The organism is Phyllobacterium sp. SB3, assembly GCF_040009165.1.
In the GTDB taxonomy this organism is placed as follows: Bacteria; Pseudomonadota; Alphaproteobacteria; order Rhizobiales; family Rhizobiaceae; genus Phyllobacterium.
In genome coordinates, this window is the sequence record NZ_JBDYKI010000005.1 from 203,259 (window position 1) to 222,604 (window position 19,346).

Annotated in this window: 19 protein-coding genes; 14 read left to right on the forward strand and 5 right to left on the reverse strand. The window is 54.4% G+C overall.

All coding sequences use genetic code 11. The annotated features are described in order from the left end of the window. Nucleotides 1-48 precede the first annotated feature (48 nt). Genes ABKW30_RS19785 through lpxK form a run of 6 tightly spaced genes read left to right on the forward strand, consistent with a single transcriptional unit; the run spans nucleotide 49 to nucleotide 5,633 of the window. Nucleotides 49-1,392, forward strand: a complete 1,344-nt coding sequence (locus tag ABKW30_RS19785) for a TldD/PmbA family protein (RefSeq protein WP_348600639.1) — start codon at nucleotides 49-51, stop codon at nucleotides 1,390-1,392. Continuing rightward, on the forward strand, nucleotides 1,379-2,188 hold the full coding sequence (locus ABKW30_RS19790; protein ID WP_348600640.1) for a 3'(2'),5'-bisphosphate nucleotidase CysQ: 810 nt from the start codon (nucleotides 1,379-1,381) through the stop codon (nucleotides 2,186-2,188). The genes ABKW30_RS19785 and ABKW30_RS19790 overlap by 14 nt, the downstream gene beginning before the upstream one ends. A gap of 44 nt (nucleotides 2,189-2,232) precedes the next feature. Next, nucleotides 2,233-2,481 carry a DUF4170 domain-containing protein gene (locus ABKW30_RS19795; protein WP_348600641.1) on the forward strand — a complete coding sequence of 83 codons (249 nt, stop codon included), beginning with the start codon at nucleotides 2,233-2,235 and terminating at the stop codon, nucleotides 2,479-2,481. Nucleotides 2,482-2,506: 25 nt separating this feature from the next. Next, complete coding sequence (locus ABKW30_RS19800) at nucleotides 2,507-3,286, forward strand: lysophospholipid acyltransferase family protein (RefSeq protein ID WP_348600642.1); 780 nt, start codon at nucleotides 2,507-2,509, stop codon at nucleotides 3,284-3,286. Then, nucleotides 3,283-4,605 (forward strand): lipid IV(A) 3-deoxy-D-manno-octulosonic acid transferase, encoded by a 1,323-nt coding sequence (gene waaA, locus ABKW30_RS19805; protein WP_348600643.1) that lies wholly within the window; start codon nucleotides 3,283-3,285, stop codon nucleotides 4,603-4,605. The genes ABKW30_RS19800 and waaA overlap by 4 nt, the downstream gene beginning before the upstream one ends. Next, the gene (lpxK, locus tag ABKW30_RS19810) at nucleotides 4,602-5,633 is read left to right on the forward strand and encodes a tetraacyldisaccharide 4'-kinase (protein ID WP_348600644.1); all 1,032 of its coding nucleotides are present in this window, start codon (nucleotides 4,602-4,604) and stop codon (nucleotides 5,631-5,633) included. Before waaA ends, lpxK begins: the two co-directional genes overlap by 4 nt. Here lpxK and ABKW30_RS19815 read toward each other — a convergent pair. The 3 genes from ABKW30_RS19815 to mutL form a co-directional block, all read right to left on the reverse strand. Beyond that, nucleotides 5,628-6,074 (reverse strand): hypothetical protein, encoded by a 447-nt coding sequence (locus ABKW30_RS19815; protein ID WP_348600645.1) that lies wholly within the window; start codon nucleotides 6,072-6,074, stop codon nucleotides 5,628-5,630. The two genes, lpxK and ABKW30_RS19815, sit on opposite strands and share 6 nt — an antisense overlap. A 2-nt stretch (nucleotides 6,075-6,076) precedes the next feature. After that, complete coding sequence (locus ABKW30_RS19820) at nucleotides 6,077-6,313, reverse strand: DUF2093 domain-containing protein (RefSeq protein WP_348600646.1); 237 nt, start codon at nucleotides 6,311-6,313, stop codon at nucleotides 6,077-6,079. 67 nt (nucleotides 6,314-6,380) lie between these two features. Next, complete coding sequence (gene mutL / locus ABKW30_RS19825; protein ID WP_348600826.1) at nucleotides 6,381-8,240, reverse strand: DNA mismatch repair endonuclease MutL; 1,860 nt, start codon at nucleotides 8,238-8,240, stop codon at nucleotides 6,381-6,383. A 149-nt stretch (nucleotides 8,241-8,389) separates the two neighbouring features. Between mutL and ABKW30_RS19830 the strand changes: the two genes are divergently transcribed. After that, nucleotides 8,390-9,580: an acyl-CoA dehydrogenase gene (locus tag ABKW30_RS19830; RefSeq protein ID WP_348600647.1), complete on the forward strand. Its 1,191-nt coding sequence runs from the start codon at nucleotides 8,390-8,392 to the stop codon at nucleotides 9,578-9,580. Here ABKW30_RS19830 and ABKW30_RS19835 read toward each other — a convergent pair whose 3' ends face one another. Then, nucleotides 9,581-9,934 carry a cell envelope integrity protein TolA gene (locus tag ABKW30_RS19835; RefSeq protein WP_348600648.1) on the reverse strand — a complete coding sequence of 118 codons (354 nt, stop codon included), beginning with the start codon at nucleotides 9,932-9,934 and terminating at the stop codon, nucleotides 9,581-9,583. It abuts the gene before it with no gap. 132 nt (nucleotides 9,935-10,066) lie between these two features. Beyond that, nucleotides 10,067-10,405, reverse strand: a complete 339-nt coding sequence (locus ABKW30_RS19840; protein WP_348600649.1) for a TIGR01244 family sulfur transferase — start codon at nucleotides 10,403-10,405, stop codon at nucleotides 10,067-10,069. A 138-nt stretch (nucleotides 10,406-10,543) separates the two neighbouring features. Between ABKW30_RS19840 and ABKW30_RS19845 the strand changes: the two genes are divergently transcribed. The 7 genes from ABKW30_RS19845 to ABKW30_RS19875 all read left to right on the forward strand — a co-directional run bounded on the left by ABKW30_RS19845 (nucleotide 10,544) and on the right by ABKW30_RS19875 (nucleotide 19,339). Beyond that, nucleotides 10,544-11,440, forward strand: coding sequence for a LysR family transcriptional regulator (locus ABKW30_RS19845; protein WP_348600650.1), 897 nt, complete (start codon nucleotides 10,544-10,546; stop codon nucleotides 11,438-11,440). A gap of 103 nt (nucleotides 11,441-11,543) precedes the next feature. Then, a complete protein-coding gene (locus tag ABKW30_RS19850; protein ID WP_348600651.1) occupies nucleotides 11,544-12,017 on the forward strand; it encodes a formate dehydrogenase subunit gamma in 474 nt (157 codons plus the stop codon). After that, nucleotides 12,014-13,570: an NADH-quinone oxidoreductase subunit NuoF gene (locus ABKW30_RS19855; RefSeq protein WP_348600652.1), complete on the forward strand. Its 1,557-nt coding sequence runs from the start codon at nucleotides 12,014-12,016 to the stop codon at nucleotides 13,568-13,570. The genes ABKW30_RS19850 and ABKW30_RS19855 overlap by 4 nt, the downstream gene beginning before the upstream one ends. A 9-nt stretch (nucleotides 13,571-13,579) precedes the next feature. Beyond that, entirely contained in the window at nucleotides 13,580-16,456 is a 2,877-nt protein-coding gene (fdhF, locus tag ABKW30_RS19860) for a formate dehydrogenase subunit alpha (protein ID WP_348600653.1), read from the forward strand. 38 nt (nucleotides 16,457-16,494) lie between these two features. After that, nucleotides 16,495-17,394 (forward strand): formate dehydrogenase accessory sulfurtransferase FdhD, encoded by a 900-nt coding sequence (gene fdhD / locus ABKW30_RS19865; protein ID WP_348600827.1) that lies wholly within the window; start codon nucleotides 16,495-16,497, stop codon nucleotides 17,392-17,394. After that, complete coding sequence (locus tag ABKW30_RS19870; protein WP_348600654.1) at nucleotides 17,387-17,635, forward strand: formate dehydrogenase subunit delta; 249 nt, start codon at nucleotides 17,387-17,389, stop codon at nucleotides 17,633-17,635. Before fdhD ends, ABKW30_RS19870 begins: the two co-directional genes overlap by 8 nt. A 48-nt stretch (nucleotides 17,636-17,683) precedes the next feature. Next, nucleotides 17,684-19,339, forward strand: coding sequence for an OFA family MFS transporter (locus ABKW30_RS19875; protein ID WP_348600655.1), 1,656 nt, complete (start codon nucleotides 17,684-17,686; stop codon nucleotides 19,337-19,339). Nucleotides 19,340-19,346: the final 7 nt, after the last annotated feature.

A 19,346-nucleotide genomic window follows, 5' to 3' on the forward strand; every position in this document is an offset into this window, starting at 1 on the left:
TCAGATAAGTCCTCGCATCCTATCATGCAATCAACCTTAGAGATGAATATGGTCGAGCCGGTAAATTCCCGCGAATTTGTAGACAATGCCACAGCGCTTGTAGAAGCCGCAAGGCGTGCGGGAGCAGATGCAGCTGATGCTGTTGTAATACGCTCTCGATCCACTGCTGTCAGTGTCCGTCTGGGAAAAGTTGAGTCAACTGAATCTTCCGAAAGTGATGAATTCTCCCTGCGGGTGTTTGTCGGGCGCAAGATTGCGAGCATCTCCGCAAATGCGGGTTCTGATCCCAAGGTTCTGGCGGAACGGGCCGTTGCAATGGCCAAGGTTTCACCTGATGATGCCTATGAAGGACTTGCTGCAACAGACCAGCTTGTACGCAATATTCGCGATCTTCAGCTTTATGATCCGACCACCGTCGATGCAGCACAACTGACCGAAGCTGCACTTGCCGCTGAAGAAGCCGCTCTATCGGTTGAAGGGGTCACCAATTCCGGCGGCGGCTCTGCTTCTGCCGGCATGGGCGGTCTCGTATTGGTTACATCAGGCGGATTTGCCGGACATTATACAGGCTCGCGGTTTTCCCGTTCTGTCAGTGCGATAGCCGGAACCGGGACCGGTATGGAACGCGATTATGATTTTTCATCGCGCATCTACTTTGATGAGCTGGAAGACCCTTCCGAAATAGGCCGCTCTGCCGGAGCACGAGCGGTCAAAAGATTGAATGCCCGTCAGGCAAAAACTGGCCGCGTCAATGTGGTGTACGATCCGCGCGTAGCACGTGGCATAGCAAGCCATTTGGCCAGCGCGATCAACGGTGCATCGGTTGCGCGCAAGACCAGTTTTCTCAAAGATCGCATGGGTAAGAAAATCCTTGGCGACACCATCAATGTTACGGACGATCCTCTGCGTGTTCGAGGTTCTGCCTCGCGGCCCTTCGACGGAGAAGGTCTTGAAGGTATTCCGTTGAACATGATCGAAAATGGTGTGCTGCAGCACTGGTTCCTTTCAACGTCAACCGGCAAAGAACTTGGGCTTTCCAGCAATGGACGCGGCAACCGTTCGGGGTCGACCGTTGTGCCGTCATCGACCAACTTCGCCATAGAGCCGGGTGAAAAGACTCCAGAAGAGTTGATCCAGGCTGTTGGGACCGGGTTTTATGTAACCGAATTATTCGGGCAGGGCGTTGATATGATAACCGGCGAGTATAGCCGCGGGGCCAGCGGTTATTGGATCGAGAATGGCGAATTATCTTATCCTGTCAGTGAAGTCACATTGGCCTCGAATTTGAAGGAAATGTTCCTCAACCTGACTGTTGCCAATGATATCGATCGCAATTTCGGCGTCGCCAGTCCTACACTGCTTATTGAAGGCATGACACTTGCTGGAAAATAGCCAAAATAGAGCAGATCTTGACCTGATAATTGAGGCCGCTGCGGGAGCCGGTAAGATAGCACTGTCTTTCTACGGGCAATCACCACAGATCTGGCTCAAGACGGGCAATTCTCCAGTTACCGAAGCAGACCTTGCGGCGGACAAGTATCTCAAGGACGTTTTGCTGACGGCGCGGCCGGATTATGGCTGGATATCCGAAGAAACGCTTGACGAGCGTACTGCTTCGCCAAGACAGCGGTTTTTCGTCGTTGATCCGATCGACGGAACGCGAGCTTTCATTGAAGGCATCGATGTTTGGTGCGTAAGTGTCGCCGTCATCGAAAATGGCCGACCCGTTGCCGGTGTTCTTGAATGCCCTGCCCGCAATGAAACAATAAGTGCGCTGCCCGGTGGGGGAGCGGATCAGAACGGCAGTACGATCCACGTTCAGGCGGAAAACCGTCCTTTCAAGGTTGCGGCCCCCGGTGGTTATCTGAACAAGCTGCCGGAGTATTTCCTTGGCTCCATCGAGCGCGCGCCGCACATTGCTTCTTTGGCATACAGGCTGGCGATGGTGGCGCGCGGTGACCTTGCCGGAACGATTGTAAGGCCGAATTCTCACGATTGGGATCTTGCAGCCGCCGATCTCATTTTATCTGAAGCTGGCGGCAATGTCTTGACAGCGGATGGCAAAGCACTCACCTACGGCTTGCGCAATACACAGACTGGAGACTACCGCCACGGTGCTTTGGTTGCGGCAAGTGGTCTACTAATGGATAATATGCTGAACATTGTAGCGGGCACCGCCTTCGGCTAAATAGTCTAGCCTTCCCAATCTGACTAAAATCTGGACAAGTAATTATGAGCGAAGAAACATCGGATCCAAAACAACTGCTGCATCTGGTTTTTGGTGGTGAGCTTAAGAAGCTCGGCGGGGTTGAGTTCCGCGATCTCAACAATCTGGATATTGTTGGCATCTATCCAAACTTCGAGACGGCCCAGCGTGCCTGGAAATCCAAGGCGCAACAGACGGTTGACAATGCGCATATGCGCTATTTCATCGTTCACATGCACAAGCTGCTTGACCCGGCGACGGGTAAATCAGGTTGATCGTGTGACACCACAAGACAATGAAATGCCAGCCAGCGAAATTACAGTGACCTCCAAATCTTCACCTAAGAAGAAAAAGGGTCTGCTGAAGCGCTTCTGGCGGTCTGTTCGTGGGCCTCTGGCGAATTCACCGGCTGTTCGATCAATGATCGTCTGGTTGATCACGCAGTTTTTCCGGCTGGTGAATGCCACAAATCCCCGTCTTGCAGGCTCATCGGACGTCGAGGACATGAAGCGCGGCGGCGAGCCTTTCATCGCTGTGGCCTGGCACGGCCAGCATTTGATGGCTCCATTTTTGATGCCGCGCAATGTACGGTTTGTTGCAATGTTTTCGCGCAGCAAGGATGCGGAGTTGAATGCCCGTGTCGCTGAACGCTTTGGCGTCGAGATAATTCGTGGTTCTGGAGGCAGGGATCGCGCTAAAGGTACGGAAAAAGGCGGTGCCCGCGCTTTGCTTGCCCTAAAAAAGGCATTGAAGGATGGCAAGACCGCAGCGATGATTGCTGATATTCCCCATGGTACGCCTCGCCAGTCAGGCATAGGTGTTGTTCTGCTTGCAAAATTGTCGGGCCGTCCAATTCTCCCTATTTGTTATCTGACCTCACGCCGGAAAGTTCTCGAAAAGAGCTGGGATAAGACAACTATTCCATTGCCATTCGGCAAATCAGGATTGATTGTCGGCGACCCGATTTTTGTTCCTCAGGACGCTGACGATGCCATGCTTGAAGCCAAACGCGTTGAACTGACAGACAGCCTGAATGCGAATACGCTCCGCGTGCATCAACTTGTGGATGACGCAGCATGAGTGAGAAATGGGCAAGACTCGCACTCGGCACCTATCGCTGGGCCGGTGCCATAATCTTCCCGGTGGTTGGCGCCTATGTGGCGTTTCGTGCCAGCAAGGGAAAGGAAGAGCGCGGTCGTCAGGGCGAGCGCTATGGCGTTGCCAGCGTGGCGCGTCCATCGGGCCCGCTGGTCTGGGTTCACGCTGCAAGCGTCGGCGAAACATCTGCCGTTACTCCTCTGGTTGAAGCCATTGTGGAAATGGGAATCCATGTCGTCTTGACGACAGGAACGGTTACCTCCGCCAAGATGGTTCAGGACCGTCTCGGTGATCGTGTTATTCACCAATATGTACCGCTTGATCTCAAGCCTGCGGTTGATCGCTTCCTAACCCATTGGCAACCTGATCTGGCAGTAATATGCGAGTCGGAAATCTGGCCGATGACCATTCTCGAACTTGGAACCCGGCGCGTTCCACAGGTTCTCGTTAACGGACGTTTGTCAGATCGGTCGTTTACCGCATGGCACAAGCGCGCATCGATTGCAGAAGCACTGTTTGAAAACCTTGCCCATGTCGTGGCGCAGTCCGATGTTGATGGTGAGCGGTTCCGCACCCTTGGTGCCCGTCCTGTAACCGTTTCGGGTAATCTGAAGGTCGATACGGCTATTCCTCCGGTCGATAATTCACAGTTGGCCACACTTCAGGGAATGATTGGATCACGCAAGACGTGGGCGGCCATCTCTACCCATCAGGGCGAAGAGGAAATCGTTTCGCAGGTACACCAGATGCTCAAGGCGAGGCATCGTGATTTGCTGACGATTTTGGTGCCTCGGCATCCGGATCGCGCCGCAGAAGTAGCGGCTCAGATAGAGGCCATGGGGATGAAGGTTGCGCTACGCAGCCGAAATGATCCAATCGAGCCGGAAACCGATATATTCATCGGCGATACGATTGGTGATATGGGGCTGTATTTGCGAATGGCCGAGATTGCGTTTGTTGGCCGCTCGTTGACTGCGCAAGGCGGTCAGAATCCACTGGAACCCGCCATGCTGAAATCCGCGATCCTTTCCGGCCGGAATGTTCAGAATTTTCGGGACTCCTATCAGCGCCTGATAAAGAATGGTGCCGCCAAGCTTGTACGCGACAAGGACATGCTGGCAGGGGCGGTAAACTATCTGTTCAACAACCCGGCTGAGCGGCAGGTCATGATTGATGCCGGACTGAAGACAGTGGAAGATATGCGCGGTTCCTTGTCCCGCACCATGACGGCTCTCGAACCTTTCTTGCAACCTCTGGTGCTGCAGGCACGGCTATCCAATCGTGAAAGCGCCTGGAAATGACGTCTGAAGCGCCTCCATTCTGGTGGGAAAAGCCGGATTGGCGTGCGCAAGCCTTAAGCCCGCTGGCGAAGATATACGGCGCAATTGCCGGTCGCCGCATCCGGCGGGCCAATCCTCCGTCAGTGGCGGTTCCTGTCCTTTGCGTCGGGAATTTCACCGTGGGTGGCGCAGGTAAAACCCCGACATCCATTGCTCTCGCCAAAGCGGCAATTGCAGCCGGCCTGAAGCCGGGGATCGTGTCCCGTGGCTATGGCGGTGCATTCTCCGGCCTGCATAAGGTTGATCCAGTTCACGACAGCGCCCGCCATGTTGGTGATGAGCCGCTGCTGCTGGCGCGTCATGCTCCTGTTGTCGTCTGTGCTGATCGTGTGGCGGGCGCGAGAGCGCTGGTTCAGAGTGGGTGTGACTTCATCATCATGGATGATGGCTTTCAGAGCGCCCGGCTGCATTTTGATTATGCACTTCTGGTCGTTGATGCTGGTCGCGGTATCGGTAATGGCAAAGTGCTCCCCGCGGGGCCATTGCGTGCACCTTTGACCGATCAACTGGTTCGCACCGATGCCCTGCTGAGGATTGGCACTGCTAACGGTGCCGACCAGGTGGTTCGCAGTGCGGCGAGGGCGGCAAAACCAATATATGAATCCGTGCTTCAACCAAAAGATATGGCCGACCTTGGACAGGGACGCTTATTCGCGTTTGCAGGCATTGGCGATCCATCCAAGTTTTTCAGGACCTTGAATGAAGCCTCATTGGATGTCGCCCAAACCAGATCGTTCCCGGATCACCATCCTTATACGGATGAGGATGCCGTCGATTTGATGAAGGAAGCGGCCAAGGACCATCTTACTTTGATTACGACCGCAAAGGACCATGTAAGGCTGCTTGACGGCAGCGCGCTGGCTAGAAAACTTGCCGGGCAAACACTTGTCCTGGAGGTCGATCTGTTTTTCAATCATCCGCAAACGGCACAGAATATTATCCGTGACACGAGAGAGCGCGCAAAAGCGCGCATACTGAAAAATCTATAGGGTGCTGCGGCTTCTGAACCGTGGATGCGATTCGACAAGAGGTATGTCGAGATTGTTTCCACTGGTTGTACTATACTGACGATCATTACTGAATATCAGTCGACCATATTGACGTATTTGTACGTCCAGTGAAATGCGGGGAACCGAATGACTGGCGGGAATTTCGATTTCATATAACACCGGAAAATGACCAACCCGGTTGAGGGTGAATTTTGTTGCCCCTATTTCCGGCATTTTTGAACTGACGCCGCTGGTTGCATCGTGGGCGGTGATAAAAACTGTGGCGCTCGGTGACAGTCGAGCATAGGGCGGTCCTTTCAGATAACCGCGAACAGTTCGAGTCGGACCACTGTAAGCTGGCGCGGCATTATCAGTCGTACACCCGCTGACAGCAAGACCAGCACCCAAGAGCGAGAGCAGAATTGCGCGACGATCAAACATGTTCAGCCCTTGCTTCTTTGTCGTAACTCTGGATTCTCCTGAAGTTCCCGGTTGAATGAAGTGTGGGCGTCGACATAAGGTTCCTGACGGGCGACGCTCCAATATTTAAGCTCGTCAATGGCGATTTTTTCCGAAGTAACGGCACACAACACATAAGAACCCGGCGACAGAACCTGAAAATCGCCGTCGAGATAGCGTATTTTGGCTTCGCGCGAGCCGGGGCCTTCAAATCGGTTCATTACATCTGTTCCAGTTTAATCAATCGCCGCTATTTACGGCCTTAGGACTTTCGGGGTCAAGCTCCGGTTACCGCCTGCCGAACAACCGTTCAATATCAGTCAGTTTCAATTCAATATAGGTAGGGCGCCCGTGATTGCAGGTGCCGGATCCCGGCGTTGCTTCCATCTGCCGGAGCAATGCATTCATCTCATCGGGTTTAAGCCGTCTGCCCGCCCTGACGGAACCATGACACGCCATGGTTGCGGCTACGTGATCGAGAATGGCTTTCAAGCCGTCGGAAGTATCATGTTCGGCAATCTCATCCGCCAGATCGCGTATCAACTGTTGTGTGTCGATTTCCCCCAGCATGGATGGCGTTTCACGCACTGCGATGGCGCCCGGCCCAAACGATTCGATGCCAAGTCCGAATCGCTGAAGCGTTTCTGCGTGAGCAACGAGCCGTCCCACATCATCTTCGGGGAGGTCGACAATTTCCGGTATGAGCAGCATCTGTGCGGGCAGTGGCCGCGAATGAAGTGCATTCTTCAGCGCCTCGTAGACAAGGCGTTCATGCGCAGCATGCTGGTCGACAATGACAAGACTATCGTCAGTCTGGGCGACGATATAATTCGCGTGGACTTGGGCCCGGGCCGCGCCAAGAGGCATGGAAAGCAATTCCGGTGCAGGACTGCTTGTGCTGGCACGAGCATCGGCACTCAGTGCATGCGCACCATCATAGAGAAATTCCTGCACAGCTTCAGCAAGCCCATGACCGTCGCTTGCAGCGACCGGAACTGTCTCGAATGGACGGAATGGTGATTGTTGGGTCGAATAGTTCTGATTGCTGGAATGGATATTTCCGTTATCCCATGTTTGCGTTGCTGAGCGAGGTTCAACACCGCCGGGACGGAACGATTGCAGCATCGCCTCTGCGCCAGTGGTTGCAGCGCGTATGCCGGATTGCCCTAGTGCTTGCCGGATTGCCCCGACAATCAGGCCGCGTACAAGACCGGGATCACGAAAGCGCACGTCGGCTTTTGCCGGATGGACGTTCACATCAACGAGTTCAGGATCAAGATTGAGGAACAGCACGGCGACGGGGTGACGGTCGCGGGACATGACATCCGCATAGGCACCACGGATTGCGCCCCATATTTGCTTGTCGCGAACCGGACGTCCATTCACATAAGCAAACTGGTGCAGACTATTGGCGCGATTGAAGGCTGGAATGCCGGCAAAACCAGTCAGCCTTACACCGTCACGCATGGCATCTATGCCAATCGCATTCTCCGGGAACTCTTTTCCCAGCACTTGCGAAATACGTTCCAGCATTCCCTCCGACCCAACGCCGGTCGCGGCCATTTCAAGGGGTGTGCGGTCGCTGCCATTAATTGAAAAGCGAATATGCGGAAAGGCGATTGCCGTTCGCTTCACGACATCGCTGATAGCAGTTGCCTCGGCGCGGTCGGTCTTCATGAATTTCAGTCGGGCAGGTGTGGAAAAGAAGAGGTCGCGAACCTCAACAATCGTGCCGCCATTCATACCTGTCGGGCGCGGACCATCCATTCTCCCGCCATTGACGGCAATCTCAAATCCGGAATCCGCATCTGCTGTGCGTGACTTCAGTGAAAGTCGCGAGATAGAGCCTATGGAAGGCAGTGCCTCACCACGAAAACCAAGAGCTTGGATATCGTGCACATTATCGGTCAATTTGGACGTGCAATGCCGTGATACCGCCAACGCAAGCTCATCTGAAGGAATACCCGAGCCATTGTCGGTTATGCGGATCAAATTCTTGCCACCACCTGCGGTGACGATATCGATACGGGTTGCGCCAGCATCGATGGCATTTTCAACCAGTTCTTTAACCACGCTTGCGGGTCGTTCAATGACTTCGCCCGCTGCGATCTGGTTGATGATGGTTTCGGTGAGCTGTTTGATGGCCATTGCAAAGATATAGTGGATTCGACCGATGACTGAAATGTGCAAATCATGCGTGTCGCTCATCATCCAAGCAAATATTAGCAACGCCATCATCTGGCCACCGGCACAGATTTGATGATAGGTCTTGAGACCTATTCGAGGAGAAGACCCCAATGGCAAATTCCAAGCCGTCCTTTGTCTGGACCGATCCCTTTCTGCTGGAAGATCAGTTGACAGAGGATGAAAGGATGATTCGCGACAGTGCGCGCGCGTTTGCCCAAGGCGAGCTTTTGCCTCGCATCGAAGAAGCCTATCTGCAGGAAAAGACTGATCCTGAATTGTTCAGGCTTATGGGCGAAGCGGGTTTGCTTGGCGTTACACTGCCAGAGGAATACGGCACCGCAGGCGCATCCTATGTTGCATACGGGCTTGTTGCACGCGAGGTAGAGCGTGTGGATAGTGGTTACCGCTCCATGATGAGCGTGCAGTCGTCGCTGGTGATGTATCCGATCTATGCCTATGGCTCGGAAGAGCAACGCAAAAAATATCTGCCAAAGCTCGCCTCTGGCGAATGGATTGGTTGCTTTGGATTGACAGAACCGGATGCAGGTTCTGATCCGGCAGGCATGAAGACGCGCGCCACCAAGGTTGCCGATGGCTATAGCATTTCCGGGTCAAAGATGTGGATTTCCAATTCCCCGATTGCTGATGTGTTCGTTGTCTGGGCCAAGTCCGACGCACATGACGGCCAGATCAAGGGCTTCGTGCTTGAAAAAGGCATGAAGGGTCTTTCCGCGCCAAAGATTGATGGCAAGCTGTCGCTTCGTGCTTCGATTACAGGTGAAATCGTCATGGATGGTGTCATTGTCGGCGAAGAACATATTCTGCCAAATGTGGCCGGGCTCAAAGGCCCGTTCGGCTGCCTCAACCGTGCCCGCTACGGTATTTCCTGGGGTGTTCTGGGCGCGGCTGAAGATTGCTGGCAGCGCACTGTGCAATATGGTCTGGACCGCAAGCAATTCGGGCGTCCCCTTGCCGCAACACAGCTTTTCCAGAAGAAGTTTGCCGATATGCAGACAGAAATCACCCTGGGTTTGCAGGCTTCATTGCGCGTTGGCCGTCTCATGGATGAGGACAAGATGGCGCCCGAGATGATCAGTCTCGTCAAACGCAACAATTGCGGCAAGGCGCTGGATATCGCCCGCGTTGCCCGCGACATGCACGGCGGAAATGGCATCCAGATTGGCTACCATGTGATGCGTCACTCGCAAAATCTTGAAACTGTGAATACCTATGAAGGCACACACGATGTACATGCCCTCATCCTTGGGCGGGCACAGACAGGCATTCAGGCGTTCTTCTAATTATAACGCTGAGGGCTTGAAGTTGAAGATTATTGTTCGAAGCTGTTCGTAAGCTTGAGGATTATCTTTTACTGTTTTGAATGGCGCACACCGCTTGATGGCCCGAACAGCGCTTTCGGCGAGTTGTCTGCCTAGAGTGTCTTTTCCGGATTTCAGAATAATCGGATCGCCGAGTAGCGATCCATCCTTTCCGACATTCGCCGTTACCTTTGTTTCGGGCAAAATATCACCCTGTTTGTAGGCAGGAAGAGCCCAGCAAGCTTGAATCTCGTTCATCATGTGATCTTCGATAGTGCCGCCGCTTGCCGGCTTCACCGGGGAGTCGTTTTCAAATAACTTGTCGAGATCGTCCATCAGCTTTTTGTTGGACTGGATAGGCTTCTTACCGTCATCAGCGGATGATGGTTTGTCCCCAGCGCTGACTGGGTTAACAGCCAGCGCCACCGAATAGACAAACGTAAGCGCAACGCCTGCCTTGCGCACCAATCAGCCCTTTTGCTGCTGCACAATCCCGTAAATATTGGTGGAGCGGGCACCGGAACGGCAATAGGCAAGAACCGGACCTTCAGCCTTTTCAAGAGCCGAGGCCATTGCGTCGACATCATCCTGTGTCAGCTGTCCGGAGACAACTGGTACGTAATAAACAGGGATGCCTGCCTTTTCCGCGACCTTTGCAATCTCGGCAAAGTCGGGCTGGTCCGGTGTCTCTCCATCCGGGCGGTTGCAAATAAGCGCGCCATAGCCAGCGGCCACGATATCGCGCACATCGTCCGGTGAAATTTGGCCAGTCACGGCGTAGCGATCGTCAATCTGACGGATATCCATTTTCATGTCCTTGGAAGCGTGGATGTTGACGGCAACATACATCAAACGATGCGCTTTGCCAGATCAAAGCGGTGTGACTATCGGGGGCTTGCTCATTTGCACAAATCGTCATTAGCTCTTTGTGGAGGAGCAATCTGAATGATCGACAAGCTGGAATTCTTTATTGCATTGGCTCGCCACAAGCATTTCGGGCGGGCGGCTGAAGAATGCGGCGTTACGCAGCCGACACTTTCGGCGGCAATTCGCCAGCTTGAGAACACGCTTGGAGCTGTTCTCGTTCAGCGCGGTTCGCGCTTCAACGGCTTGACGTCGGAAGGGCAACGCGTGCTCGAGTGGGCACGGCGGATTGTCGGTGATACGAGAACCATGCGGGAAGAAATCCGTGCAGCACATTCCGGTCTTGCCGGGCACCTGAAGATTGCGGCCATACCAACCGCACTGGCGATGGTTTCCAAGCTCACGACGCCTTTCAGGGAAAAACATCCTGATGTTACCTTTTCCGTTACATCGCGAACGTCACTGGAAGTCCTGACGCTGCTCAGTAATTTCGAGATAGATGCTGGTATCAGCTATCTCGATAATGAACCTCTGGGACGTGTCACGTCAGTTCCTCTCTATGCCGAGCGCTACCAGTTGATCACTGCCGCTGGCAATACATACTCGGACAGGACATCGGTCACATGGGCAGAGGTGGGCCAACTGCCACTTTGCCTCCTAACAAAAGACATGCAGAATCGCCGTCTCATAAACAAGCATTTGCACGAAGCAGGTGTCGAGGTTAGCCCGACGCTTGAATCGAATTCAATGATCGTACTGTTCTCCCATATACGGACCGGCAAATGGGTGAGCATCATGCCCCTCAATCTCTCCGAGACATTGGGGTTTGCGGAGCCGATTAGATCCATCCCCATTGTTGAACCGGATGCGCGCCATTTGGTGGGGCTGGTTACGGCCGATCGCGAACCTCACACGCCGCTCGTTTCTGCATTATTGCATGAGGCACGGGCGCTAGCCCTAACAATGGATGTTTCTTGATAGGAATTTTCTATCGAGTGACGAGTCTGCACTATTGATTATATATCAGTTTTTTGATCTGTTCTAAGTCACGAGGAGAAATAAAGGGAGGGCGCTGCACAAAATGCAGAGCGCAAGTACCGACGTCGCCGCAAGAGCGATAGGCATTATCGATCAATTCAAAGGCAAAGAAGGGCCGTTATTGCCTATCTTGCATGAGTTGCAGGGTGAGTTTGGCTATGTGCCACAGGAAACCCTGCCTTTGATTGCGCAGGCTCTCAATATTTCCCGCGCTGAAGTGCACGGTGTATTTTCTTTCTATCATGATTATCGCGATCATCCGGCGGGTCGGCATGTCCTGAAGCTTTGCCGTGCCGAAGCTTGTCAGTCGATGGGTGGCGATGCATTGGCTGATCGAGCCCGTCAATTGCTCGGCATTGACTGGCATGGCACGACCGCGGATGGCGCGGTGACACTGGAACCTGTCTATTGCCTTGGCCTTTGCGCCTGCGCTCCGGCGGCAATGCTGGATGGCGAGGTTATTGGCCGTCTCGATGCCGAGCAGCTTGAGGAAATTGCTGCTGAGGTGCGCTTATGAGTGTCACCTTCTATGTCCCGCGTGATTCCGGTGCATTGGCACTTGGAGCGGAAAAAGTCGCCCAAACCCTTGAAAACGAAATCACTGCCCGCAACCTTGACGCAAAAATCGTGCGCAATGGTTCGCGTGGCATGTATTGGCTGGAACCGATGGTCGAGGTGGAAACACCGAATGGCCGTGTGGCCTATGGGCCGGTCAAAGCTTCGGACGTTGCCGCATTGCTTGATGGCGGTCTGGCTGAGGGCAGGGTGCATCCACTTTGGCTCGGTCTGACCGATCATCTCCCCTTTCTTGCAAAGCAGACCCGCCTGACATTTGCCCGCTGCGGCATCACCGATCCCGTCTCTCTTGATGATTATCGCGCCTATGATGGCTTGAAAGGTCTCCAGAACGCTCTTGCATTATCGCGGGCTGAAATCGTGGCTCAAGTTACTGATTCCGGCCTTCGCGGACGCGGCGGCGCAGGTTTCCCGACGGGCATCAAGTGGAAGACGGTTCTCGATACGGCAGCTCCGCAAAAATATATCGTCTGCAATGCGGATGAAGGCGATAGCGGTACCTTTGCCGATCGTATGATCATGGAAGGCGATCCCTTCGTTCTTATCGAAGGCATGACGATTGCAGGTATCGCGGTTGAGGCAACCAAGGGGTATATCTACATCCGTTCTGAATATCCGCATGCCATTGCTGTAATGAACGAGGCTATCGAGGTTGCGCGCAACGCCGGCATTCTGGGTACTTCGGTGCTTGGTTCTAATTATGCGTTTGATATGGAAGTACGTGTCGGCGCCGGTGCCTATGTCTGCGGCGAAGAAACGGCCTTGCTTGAAAGCCTTGAGGGCCGTCGTGGTATCGTCCGGGCCAAGCCGCCGCTACCGGCGCACAAGGGATTGTTCGGTAAACCCACAGTCATCAACAATGTGATTTCACTGGCCTCCGTGCCAGTCATCATGGATCGCGGTGCGGCCTTCTATAAAGATTTCGGCATGGGTCGCTCGCGCGGGACCATTCCGCTGCAAATCGCCGGTAACGTCAAGCATGGCGGCCTTTTCGAAGCTGCATTCGGTCTCACCCTTGGCGAGATTGTCGATGATATCGGTGGTGGTACAGCGACCGGACGCCCGGTAAAAGCTGTACAGGTTGGCGGCCCGCTAGGCGCTTATTTTCCTCGCTCGCTATTCGACACCCCATTCGACTACGAGGCTTTTGCAGCCAAGGACGGTCTGATCGGGCATGCCGGGCTTGTTGTTTTCGATGATAGCGTCGACATGCTGAAGCAGGCGCGCTTTGCGATGGAGTTCTGTGCCGTGGAATCCTGCGGCAAGTGCACGCCGTGCCGCATTGGCTCGACACGCGGCGTTGAGGTCGTGGACCGCCTTTCAGCCAATATCGAGCCCGAAAAGCAGATCGCAGTTCTTACCGATCTCTGCAACACGATGAAGTTCGGCTCACTTTGTGCTTTGGGAGGTTTTACACCCTATCCCGTCATGAGCGCCCTCACGCATTTTCCTGAAGATTTCCGCCCGGCACCGCTTGCCGTTGCGGCGGAATAGGAGTTCACCATGTCACTGGTTCATGAGATCGATTACGGCACACCGGCTTCCCTCTCGGAGAAGATGGTCACACTGACCATTGACGGCAATGAGGTGACGGTTCCCGAAGGGACCTCCCTGATGCGTGCCGCCATGGAAGCTGGCATTCAGGTGCCGAAACTTTGCGCGACGGATATGGTCGATGCATTCGGGTCATGCCGTCTCTGCCTGATCGAGATCGAAGGCCGCAATGGTACTCCCGCCTCCTGCACCACACCCGCGATGGAAGGTCTGGTCGTTCATACACAGACCAAGCGTCTGAAGGATATCCGTAAAGGCGTGATGGAGCTTTATATCTCCGATCATCCTCTTGATTGCCTGACCTGTGCTGCCAATGGCGATTGCGAATTACAGGATATGGCTGGTGCTGTTGGCCTGCGGGATGTGCGTTATGGATACGAAGGCGATAACCACGTCTTTGCAAAGAAGGAAGGCATTTCCAACGACCGCTGGATGCCAAAGGATGAATCCAATCCTTATTTCACATACGACCCGGCAAAATGCATTGTGTGCTCGCGCTGCGTGCGTGCCTGCGAAGAAGTGCAGGGCACATTCGCGCTGACCATAGAAGGTCGTGGTTTTTCCAGCCGTGTGTCACCCGGCATGCATGAACACTTCCTCGACAGTGAGTGCGTTTCCTGCGGTGCCTGTGTGCAGGCTTGCCCTACCGCCACACTGACGGAAAAGTCGGTTATCCAGATCGGGCAGCCGGAACATTCCAAAGTTACGACCTGCGCCTATTGTGGTGTCGGCTGCTCGTTCAAAGCGGAAATGCGCGGCGAAGAACTCGTCCGTATGGTGCCGTATAAGGATGGCAAGGCCAATCGCGGTCATTCCTGCGTTAAGGGCCGTTTTGCTTACGGCTATTCGACCCATAAGGATCGTATTCTCAACCCAATGGTCCGTGAGAAAATCACCGATCCGTGGCGTGAGGTAAGCTGGGAAGAGGCCTATAAACATGTGGCCAATGAGTTCCGCCGCATCCAATATCAGTATGGGCGCAATTCCGTTGGCGGTATCACATCATCGCGCTGCACCAATGAAGAGACATTCCTCGTTCAGAAACTGATCCGCGCCGGTTTCGGCAACAATAACGTCGATACTTGCGCCCGTGTCTGCCACTCGCCAACCGGCTATGGTCTGAAGACCACTTTCGGCACGTCTGCCGGTACGCAGGATTTCGACAGCGTTGAACATACGGACGTGGTTATGGTCATCGGGGCAAATCCGACCGATGGTCATCCCGTCTTTGCATCGCGTCTGAAGAAGCGTTTACGCAAGGGCGCGAAGCTGATCGTGGTCGATCCACGCCGGATTGATCTGGTGCGCTCGCCCCATATTGCAGCAGCACAGCATTTGCAGTTGCGCCCCGGTACAAATGTGGCCGTTGTAACGTCATTGGCTCATGTAATCGTTACCGAGGGCCTGTTCGACGAAAAGTTCATTCGAGAACGCTGCGATTGGGAAGAATTCCAGGATTGGGCGTCATTCGTTTCCAGCCCGGAACACAGCCCTGAAGCCATTGAAGAGCTGACAGGAGTTAATCCGCAAACTTTGCGCGAGGCTGCACGCCTATTTGCAACCGGCGGCAATGGCGCAATCTATTACGGACTTGGTGTAACAGAACACAGTCAGGGTTCTACCACGGTCATGGCAATCGCCAATCTTGCGATGGCAACCGGCAATATTGGTCGTAAGGGCGTTGGCGTTAATCCATTGCGCGGCCAGAACAATGTGCAGGGTTCCTGCGATATGGGTTCATTCCCGCACGAACTTCCCGGCTATCGCCACGTCTCCGATGAATCGACGCGAGACATTTTCGATAAGCTCTGGGGCGTCAAAATTCAGGATGAGCCGGGCCTGCGCATTCCGAACATGCTGGATGCTGCCGTCGATGGCACGTTCAAAGGTATCTACATTCAGGGCGAAGACATTCTGCAATCGGACCCGGATACGAAGCACGTTGCTGCCGGGCTCGAAGCGATGGAATGCGTCGTTGTCCACGACTTGTTTCTCAACGAAACAGCAAACTACGCCCACGTATTCCTGCCTGGTTCTACATTCCTGGAGAAGGATGGCACCTTCACCAATGCCGAGCGCCGCATCAATCGCGTGCGCAAGGTCATGAGCCCACTCAACGGTTATGCGGATTGGGAGGTTACACAAAATCTTGCCAAGGCAATGGGCCTCAACTGGAACTATACGCATCCATCGCAGGTCATGGATGAGATTGCCCTGACCACTCCGAGCTTTGCAGGCGTGACTTATGACCTTCTTGAAAAGGAAGGTTCTGTCCAATGGCCGTGCAATGAAAAGGCACCTCTTGGAACGCCGATCATGCACATTAATGGCTTCGCACGCGGCAAGGGCAAGTTCATCCGTACGGAATATGTAGCAACGGACGAGCGTACCGGACCACGGTTCCCGCTCCTGCTCACAACCGGCCGTATCCTTTCCCAATATAACGTCGGCGCGCAGACCCGCCGTACGGATAATGTCATGTGGCATGAAGAGGATCGTCTGGAAATTCATGCGCATGACGCTGAAAATCGCGGTATCCGCGATGGCGATTGGGTGAAGATCAATAGTCGCTCCGGTGAAACCACACTGCGGGCGCTCATCACGGATCGGGTTTCGCCCGGCGTAGTCTACACCACATTCCATCATCCGACGACGCAGGCAAACGTCATCACTACCGACTTCTCCGATTGGGCGACGAACTGTCCGGAATATAAAGTCACGGCAGTGCAGGTAGGTGCGTCCAACGGTCCGAGCGATTGGCAGGTTCAGTATGATGAGCAGGCCCGTCAAAGCCGCCGCATCAAAGTACTCGACGCGGCGGAATAGAGGTGGAGCAACGCCCCGCACGCCAGCCTGTACCGCGGATTACCCGCCGCCTGAAAGGTGTGGCTGATAGCTACGCGAGAAGCGACAGGGCTGTCCCAGAAGAGACACCTGTTGCCTTCAGCTATAATGGTACGACCCATGCCGTCATGATGGCGACGCCATCTGACATGGAAGATTTTGCGGTTGGCTTCAGCCTCTCTGAGGGTATCATTTCGAGCCTCGAAGAGATTGATGAGATCAATGTTGAGGATCATGCGGAAGGCATAGACATTCAGATCAGGCTCGCGGGTGAGGCGGGGCAGGAGTTGAGTGACCGCAAGCGCCGCATGGCAGGCCCCGTTGGTTGCGGCCTTTGCGGTATTGAATCCATCGAGCAGGCTTTAAAACCTGTCTCCTCGGTCGAGAGTGTGAAGCTGGAACTCACTCCGGATGATATTGCGCAAGCCGTCAGCCTGCTCTCGGAATTACAGCCACTTCACAAAGAGACAGGTGCAGTACATGCCGCCGGATTTTATCAGCCGGGACAAGGCATCCTTGTTGCGCGCGAAGATGTCGGAAGACATAACGCCCTCGACAAACTGGCAGGAAGCCTTTGCCGCTCTGGCATTGATGGAAGCACTGGCGCAATTGTCATAACCAGCCGCGTTTCCATTGAGATGGTTCAAAAGGCCGCGATCATTGGGGCTTCAGTGCTCATAGCGGTTTCCGCCCCGACAGCGCTGGCGATCCGAACAGCGCATGCTGCTGGCCTGACTCTGGTGGCGCTGGTTCGCGGAGACGAATTTGATGTATTCACGCGCCCGGAACGTATTCCGGTTGCAGCGGCGCAAATCAAGCCTTCGAAAGATGACAAGCCACAAAGGCCGCATCTCAATCCTGATCCGGCAGCGTCTACCCTGATTCAAAGTCCAACTGTAAGACTGGTGCAATATGGATAGTGAAAGCCATAAATCCACCGCGACGAAACTGGTCTATATGGCCAATCAGATCGCAACTTTTTTCCATTCACAGCCGAAAGACGAGGCAGCAGCAGCTGTAGCCGATCACATCAATCATTTTTGGGAACCGCGCATGCGTCAGCAGTTCTTCGACATATTGGAACAGCAGGATAACGGGCTGGATCCATTGGTTGTCGAGGCTGCAAAGCAGATACGCAAGCCGGGTCCTGTTCCAGTCTGATCCAACTATCCATCTTGTTTTGAATGCAAACCTTGGGAGGGGCATCGCATGTCAGCAATTGACCAAACTGCAGGAGGTTCAACAGGAACCCCCGGCATTCTCGACCGCGAGCGGATCGTCGCTAAAGCGGGTTTTAACCGTTGGCTGGTTCCACCGGCCGCGCTGGCGATTCACCTGTGTATCGGCATGGCCTATGGCTTCAGCGTTTTCTGGTTGCCCTTGTCCCGTTCCATTGGGATAGAACAGTCAGTTGCCTGCGCCGATCTCAATCTCGTCACCGCATTGTTCACCACCAGTTGCGACTGGCGGGTGAGTGATCTTGGTTGGATATATACTCTGTTTTTCGTTCTGCTAGGCTGTTCTGCGGCTATCTGGGGCGGCTGGCTGGAGCGGGCAGGTCCCCGCAAGGCTGGTGTGGTCTCTGCACTATGCTGGTGTGGCGGCATGGTCATCGCGGCTATAGGGATCATGACACATCAATTGTGGCTGATGTGGCTTGGTGCGGGCGTTATCGGCGGTATTGGTCTGGGCCTTGGCTATATTTCCCCGGTCTCGACCCTGATCAAATGGTTTCCGGACCGGCGCGGCATGGCAACAGGCATGGCGATCATGGGCTTTGGCGGCGGTGCAATGATTGGTGCCCCACTCGCCAATCTTCTCATGAATTACTTCAAGACGCCGGAATCCGTTGGCGTCTGGCAGACGCTGCTTGTCATGGCCGCTGGCTACTTCGTTTTCATGATTTGCGGTGCATTCGGCTATCGTATCCCGCCTGCAAACTGGCGTCCTGAAGGCTGGTCACCACCTGCCAACAGCAAGGCCATGATTACCACGCGGCACGTTCACTTACGTGATGCCCACAAGACCAAACAGTTCTGGCTTATCTGGGCCGTGCTCTGCCTGAATGTTTCGGCAGGTATCGGCGTTATCGGCATGGCCTCGCCCATGTTGCAGGAAATCTTTGCGGGCAAGCTGATCGGCTTTCCGGATGTGAGTTTCACGCAGCTTGATGCATCGCAGAAAACTGCGGTAGCAGCTATTGCGGCTGGTTTCACAGGCCTGCTCTCGCTGTTCAACATCGGTGGCCGCTTTTTCTGGGCGTCGCTGTCTGATCGGCTTGGCCGCAAGGCAACGTATTTCACCTTCTTTGCTCTCGGCATCGCGCTTTATGCCTTGGCACCAACAGCAGCGCATATGGGCAGCCAAGCCCTGTTCGTTGCCATTTTCTGCGTGATCCTGTCGATGTATGGCGGCGGTTTTGCAACCATCCCGGCCTATCTGGCGGATATTTTCGGTACGCAGTTTGTCGGTGCCATTCATGGCCGCCTGCTGACTGCCTGGGCGACAGCAGGTATCGTTGGTCCTGTGGTAGTCAATTACATTCGCGAGTTTCAGATCAATGCGGGTGTGCCGCGAGATCAGGTCTATGACCGGACGATGTATATTCTGGCGGGCATGCTGGCTCTTGGATTGATCGCCAATCTGTTCGTGCGTCCTCTGGCAGACAAATGGTTCATGTCGGATGCGGAAGTCGCTGCATTGCAGGCCAAAATCAAGGTTGCTGATGCGGGCGCCAGCGGATCGTTCGGCATTGGCCATGGCGGACTTGACGCAAAAGCAGCGTTGGCTTGGGCGGCAGTCGGTATTCCAATTCTTTGGGGTGTTTGGGTCACCATCAAGCAGGCAATTATCCTGTTCCAATAAACATTTC

Excerpts from the sequence above, each read along its gene's own strand:
- ABKW30_RS19785 (WP_348600639.1), top strand. The coding sequence starts at position 49 with ATGGTCGAGCCGGTAAATTCCCGCGAATTTGTAGACAATGCCACAGCG.
- ABKW30_RS19795 (WP_348600641.1), top strand. The coding sequence starts at position 2,233 with ATGAGCGAAGAAACATCGGATCCAAAACAACTGCTGCATCTGGTTTTT.
- ABKW30_RS19800 (WP_348600642.1), top strand. The coding sequence starts at position 2,507 with ATGCCAGCCAGCGAAATTACAGTGACCTCCAAATCTTCACCTAAGAAG.
- waaA (WP_348600643.1), top strand. The coding sequence starts at position 3,283 with ATGAGTGAGAAATGGGCAAGACTCGCACTCGGCACCTATCGCTGGGCC.
- lpxK (WP_348600644.1), top strand. The coding sequence starts at position 4,602 with ATGACGTCTGAAGCGCCTCCATTCTGGTGGGAAAAGCCGGATTGGCGT.
- ABKW30_RS19815 (WP_348600645.1), bottom strand. The coding sequence starts at position 6,074 with ATGTTTGATCGTCGCGCAATTCTGCTCTCGCTCTTGGGTGCTGGTCTT.
- ABKW30_RS19820 (WP_348600646.1), bottom strand. The coding sequence starts at position 6,313 with ATGAACCGATTTGAAGGCCCCGGCTCGCGCGAAGCCAAAATACGCTAT.
- mutL (WP_348600826.1), bottom strand. The coding sequence starts at position 8,240 with ATGGCCATCAAACAGCTCACCGAAACCATCATCAACCAGATCGCAGCG.
- ABKW30_RS19830 (WP_348600647.1), top strand. The coding sequence starts at position 8,390 with ATGGCAAATTCCAAGCCGTCCTTTGTCTGGACCGATCCCTTTCTGCTG.
- ABKW30_RS19835 (WP_348600648.1), bottom strand. The coding sequence starts at position 9,934 with ATGGACGATCTCGACAAGTTATTTGAAAACGACTCCCCGGTGAAGCCG.
- ABKW30_RS19840 (WP_348600649.1), bottom strand. The coding sequence starts at position 10,405 with ATGGATATCCGTCAGATTGACGATCGCTACGCCGTGACTGGCCAAATT.
- ABKW30_RS19845 (WP_348600650.1), top strand. The coding sequence starts at position 10,544 with ATGATCGACAAGCTGGAATTCTTTATTGCATTGGCTCGCCACAAGCAT.
- ABKW30_RS19850 (WP_348600651.1), top strand. The coding sequence starts at position 11,544 with ATGCAGAGCGCAAGTACCGACGTCGCCGCAAGAGCGATAGGCATTATC.
- ABKW30_RS19855 (WP_348600652.1), top strand. The coding sequence starts at position 12,014 with ATGAGTGTCACCTTCTATGTCCCGCGTGATTCCGGTGCATTGGCACTT.
- fdhF (WP_348600653.1), top strand. The coding sequence starts at position 13,580 with ATGTCACTGGTTCATGAGATCGATTACGGCACACCGGCTTCCCTCTCG.
- ABKW30_RS19870 (WP_348600654.1), top strand. The coding sequence starts at position 17,387 with ATGGATAGTGAAAGCCATAAATCCACCGCGACGAAACTGGTCTATATG.
- ABKW30_RS19875 (WP_348600655.1), top strand. The coding sequence starts at position 17,684 with ATGTCAGCAATTGACCAAACTGCAGGAGGTTCAACAGGAACCCCCGGC.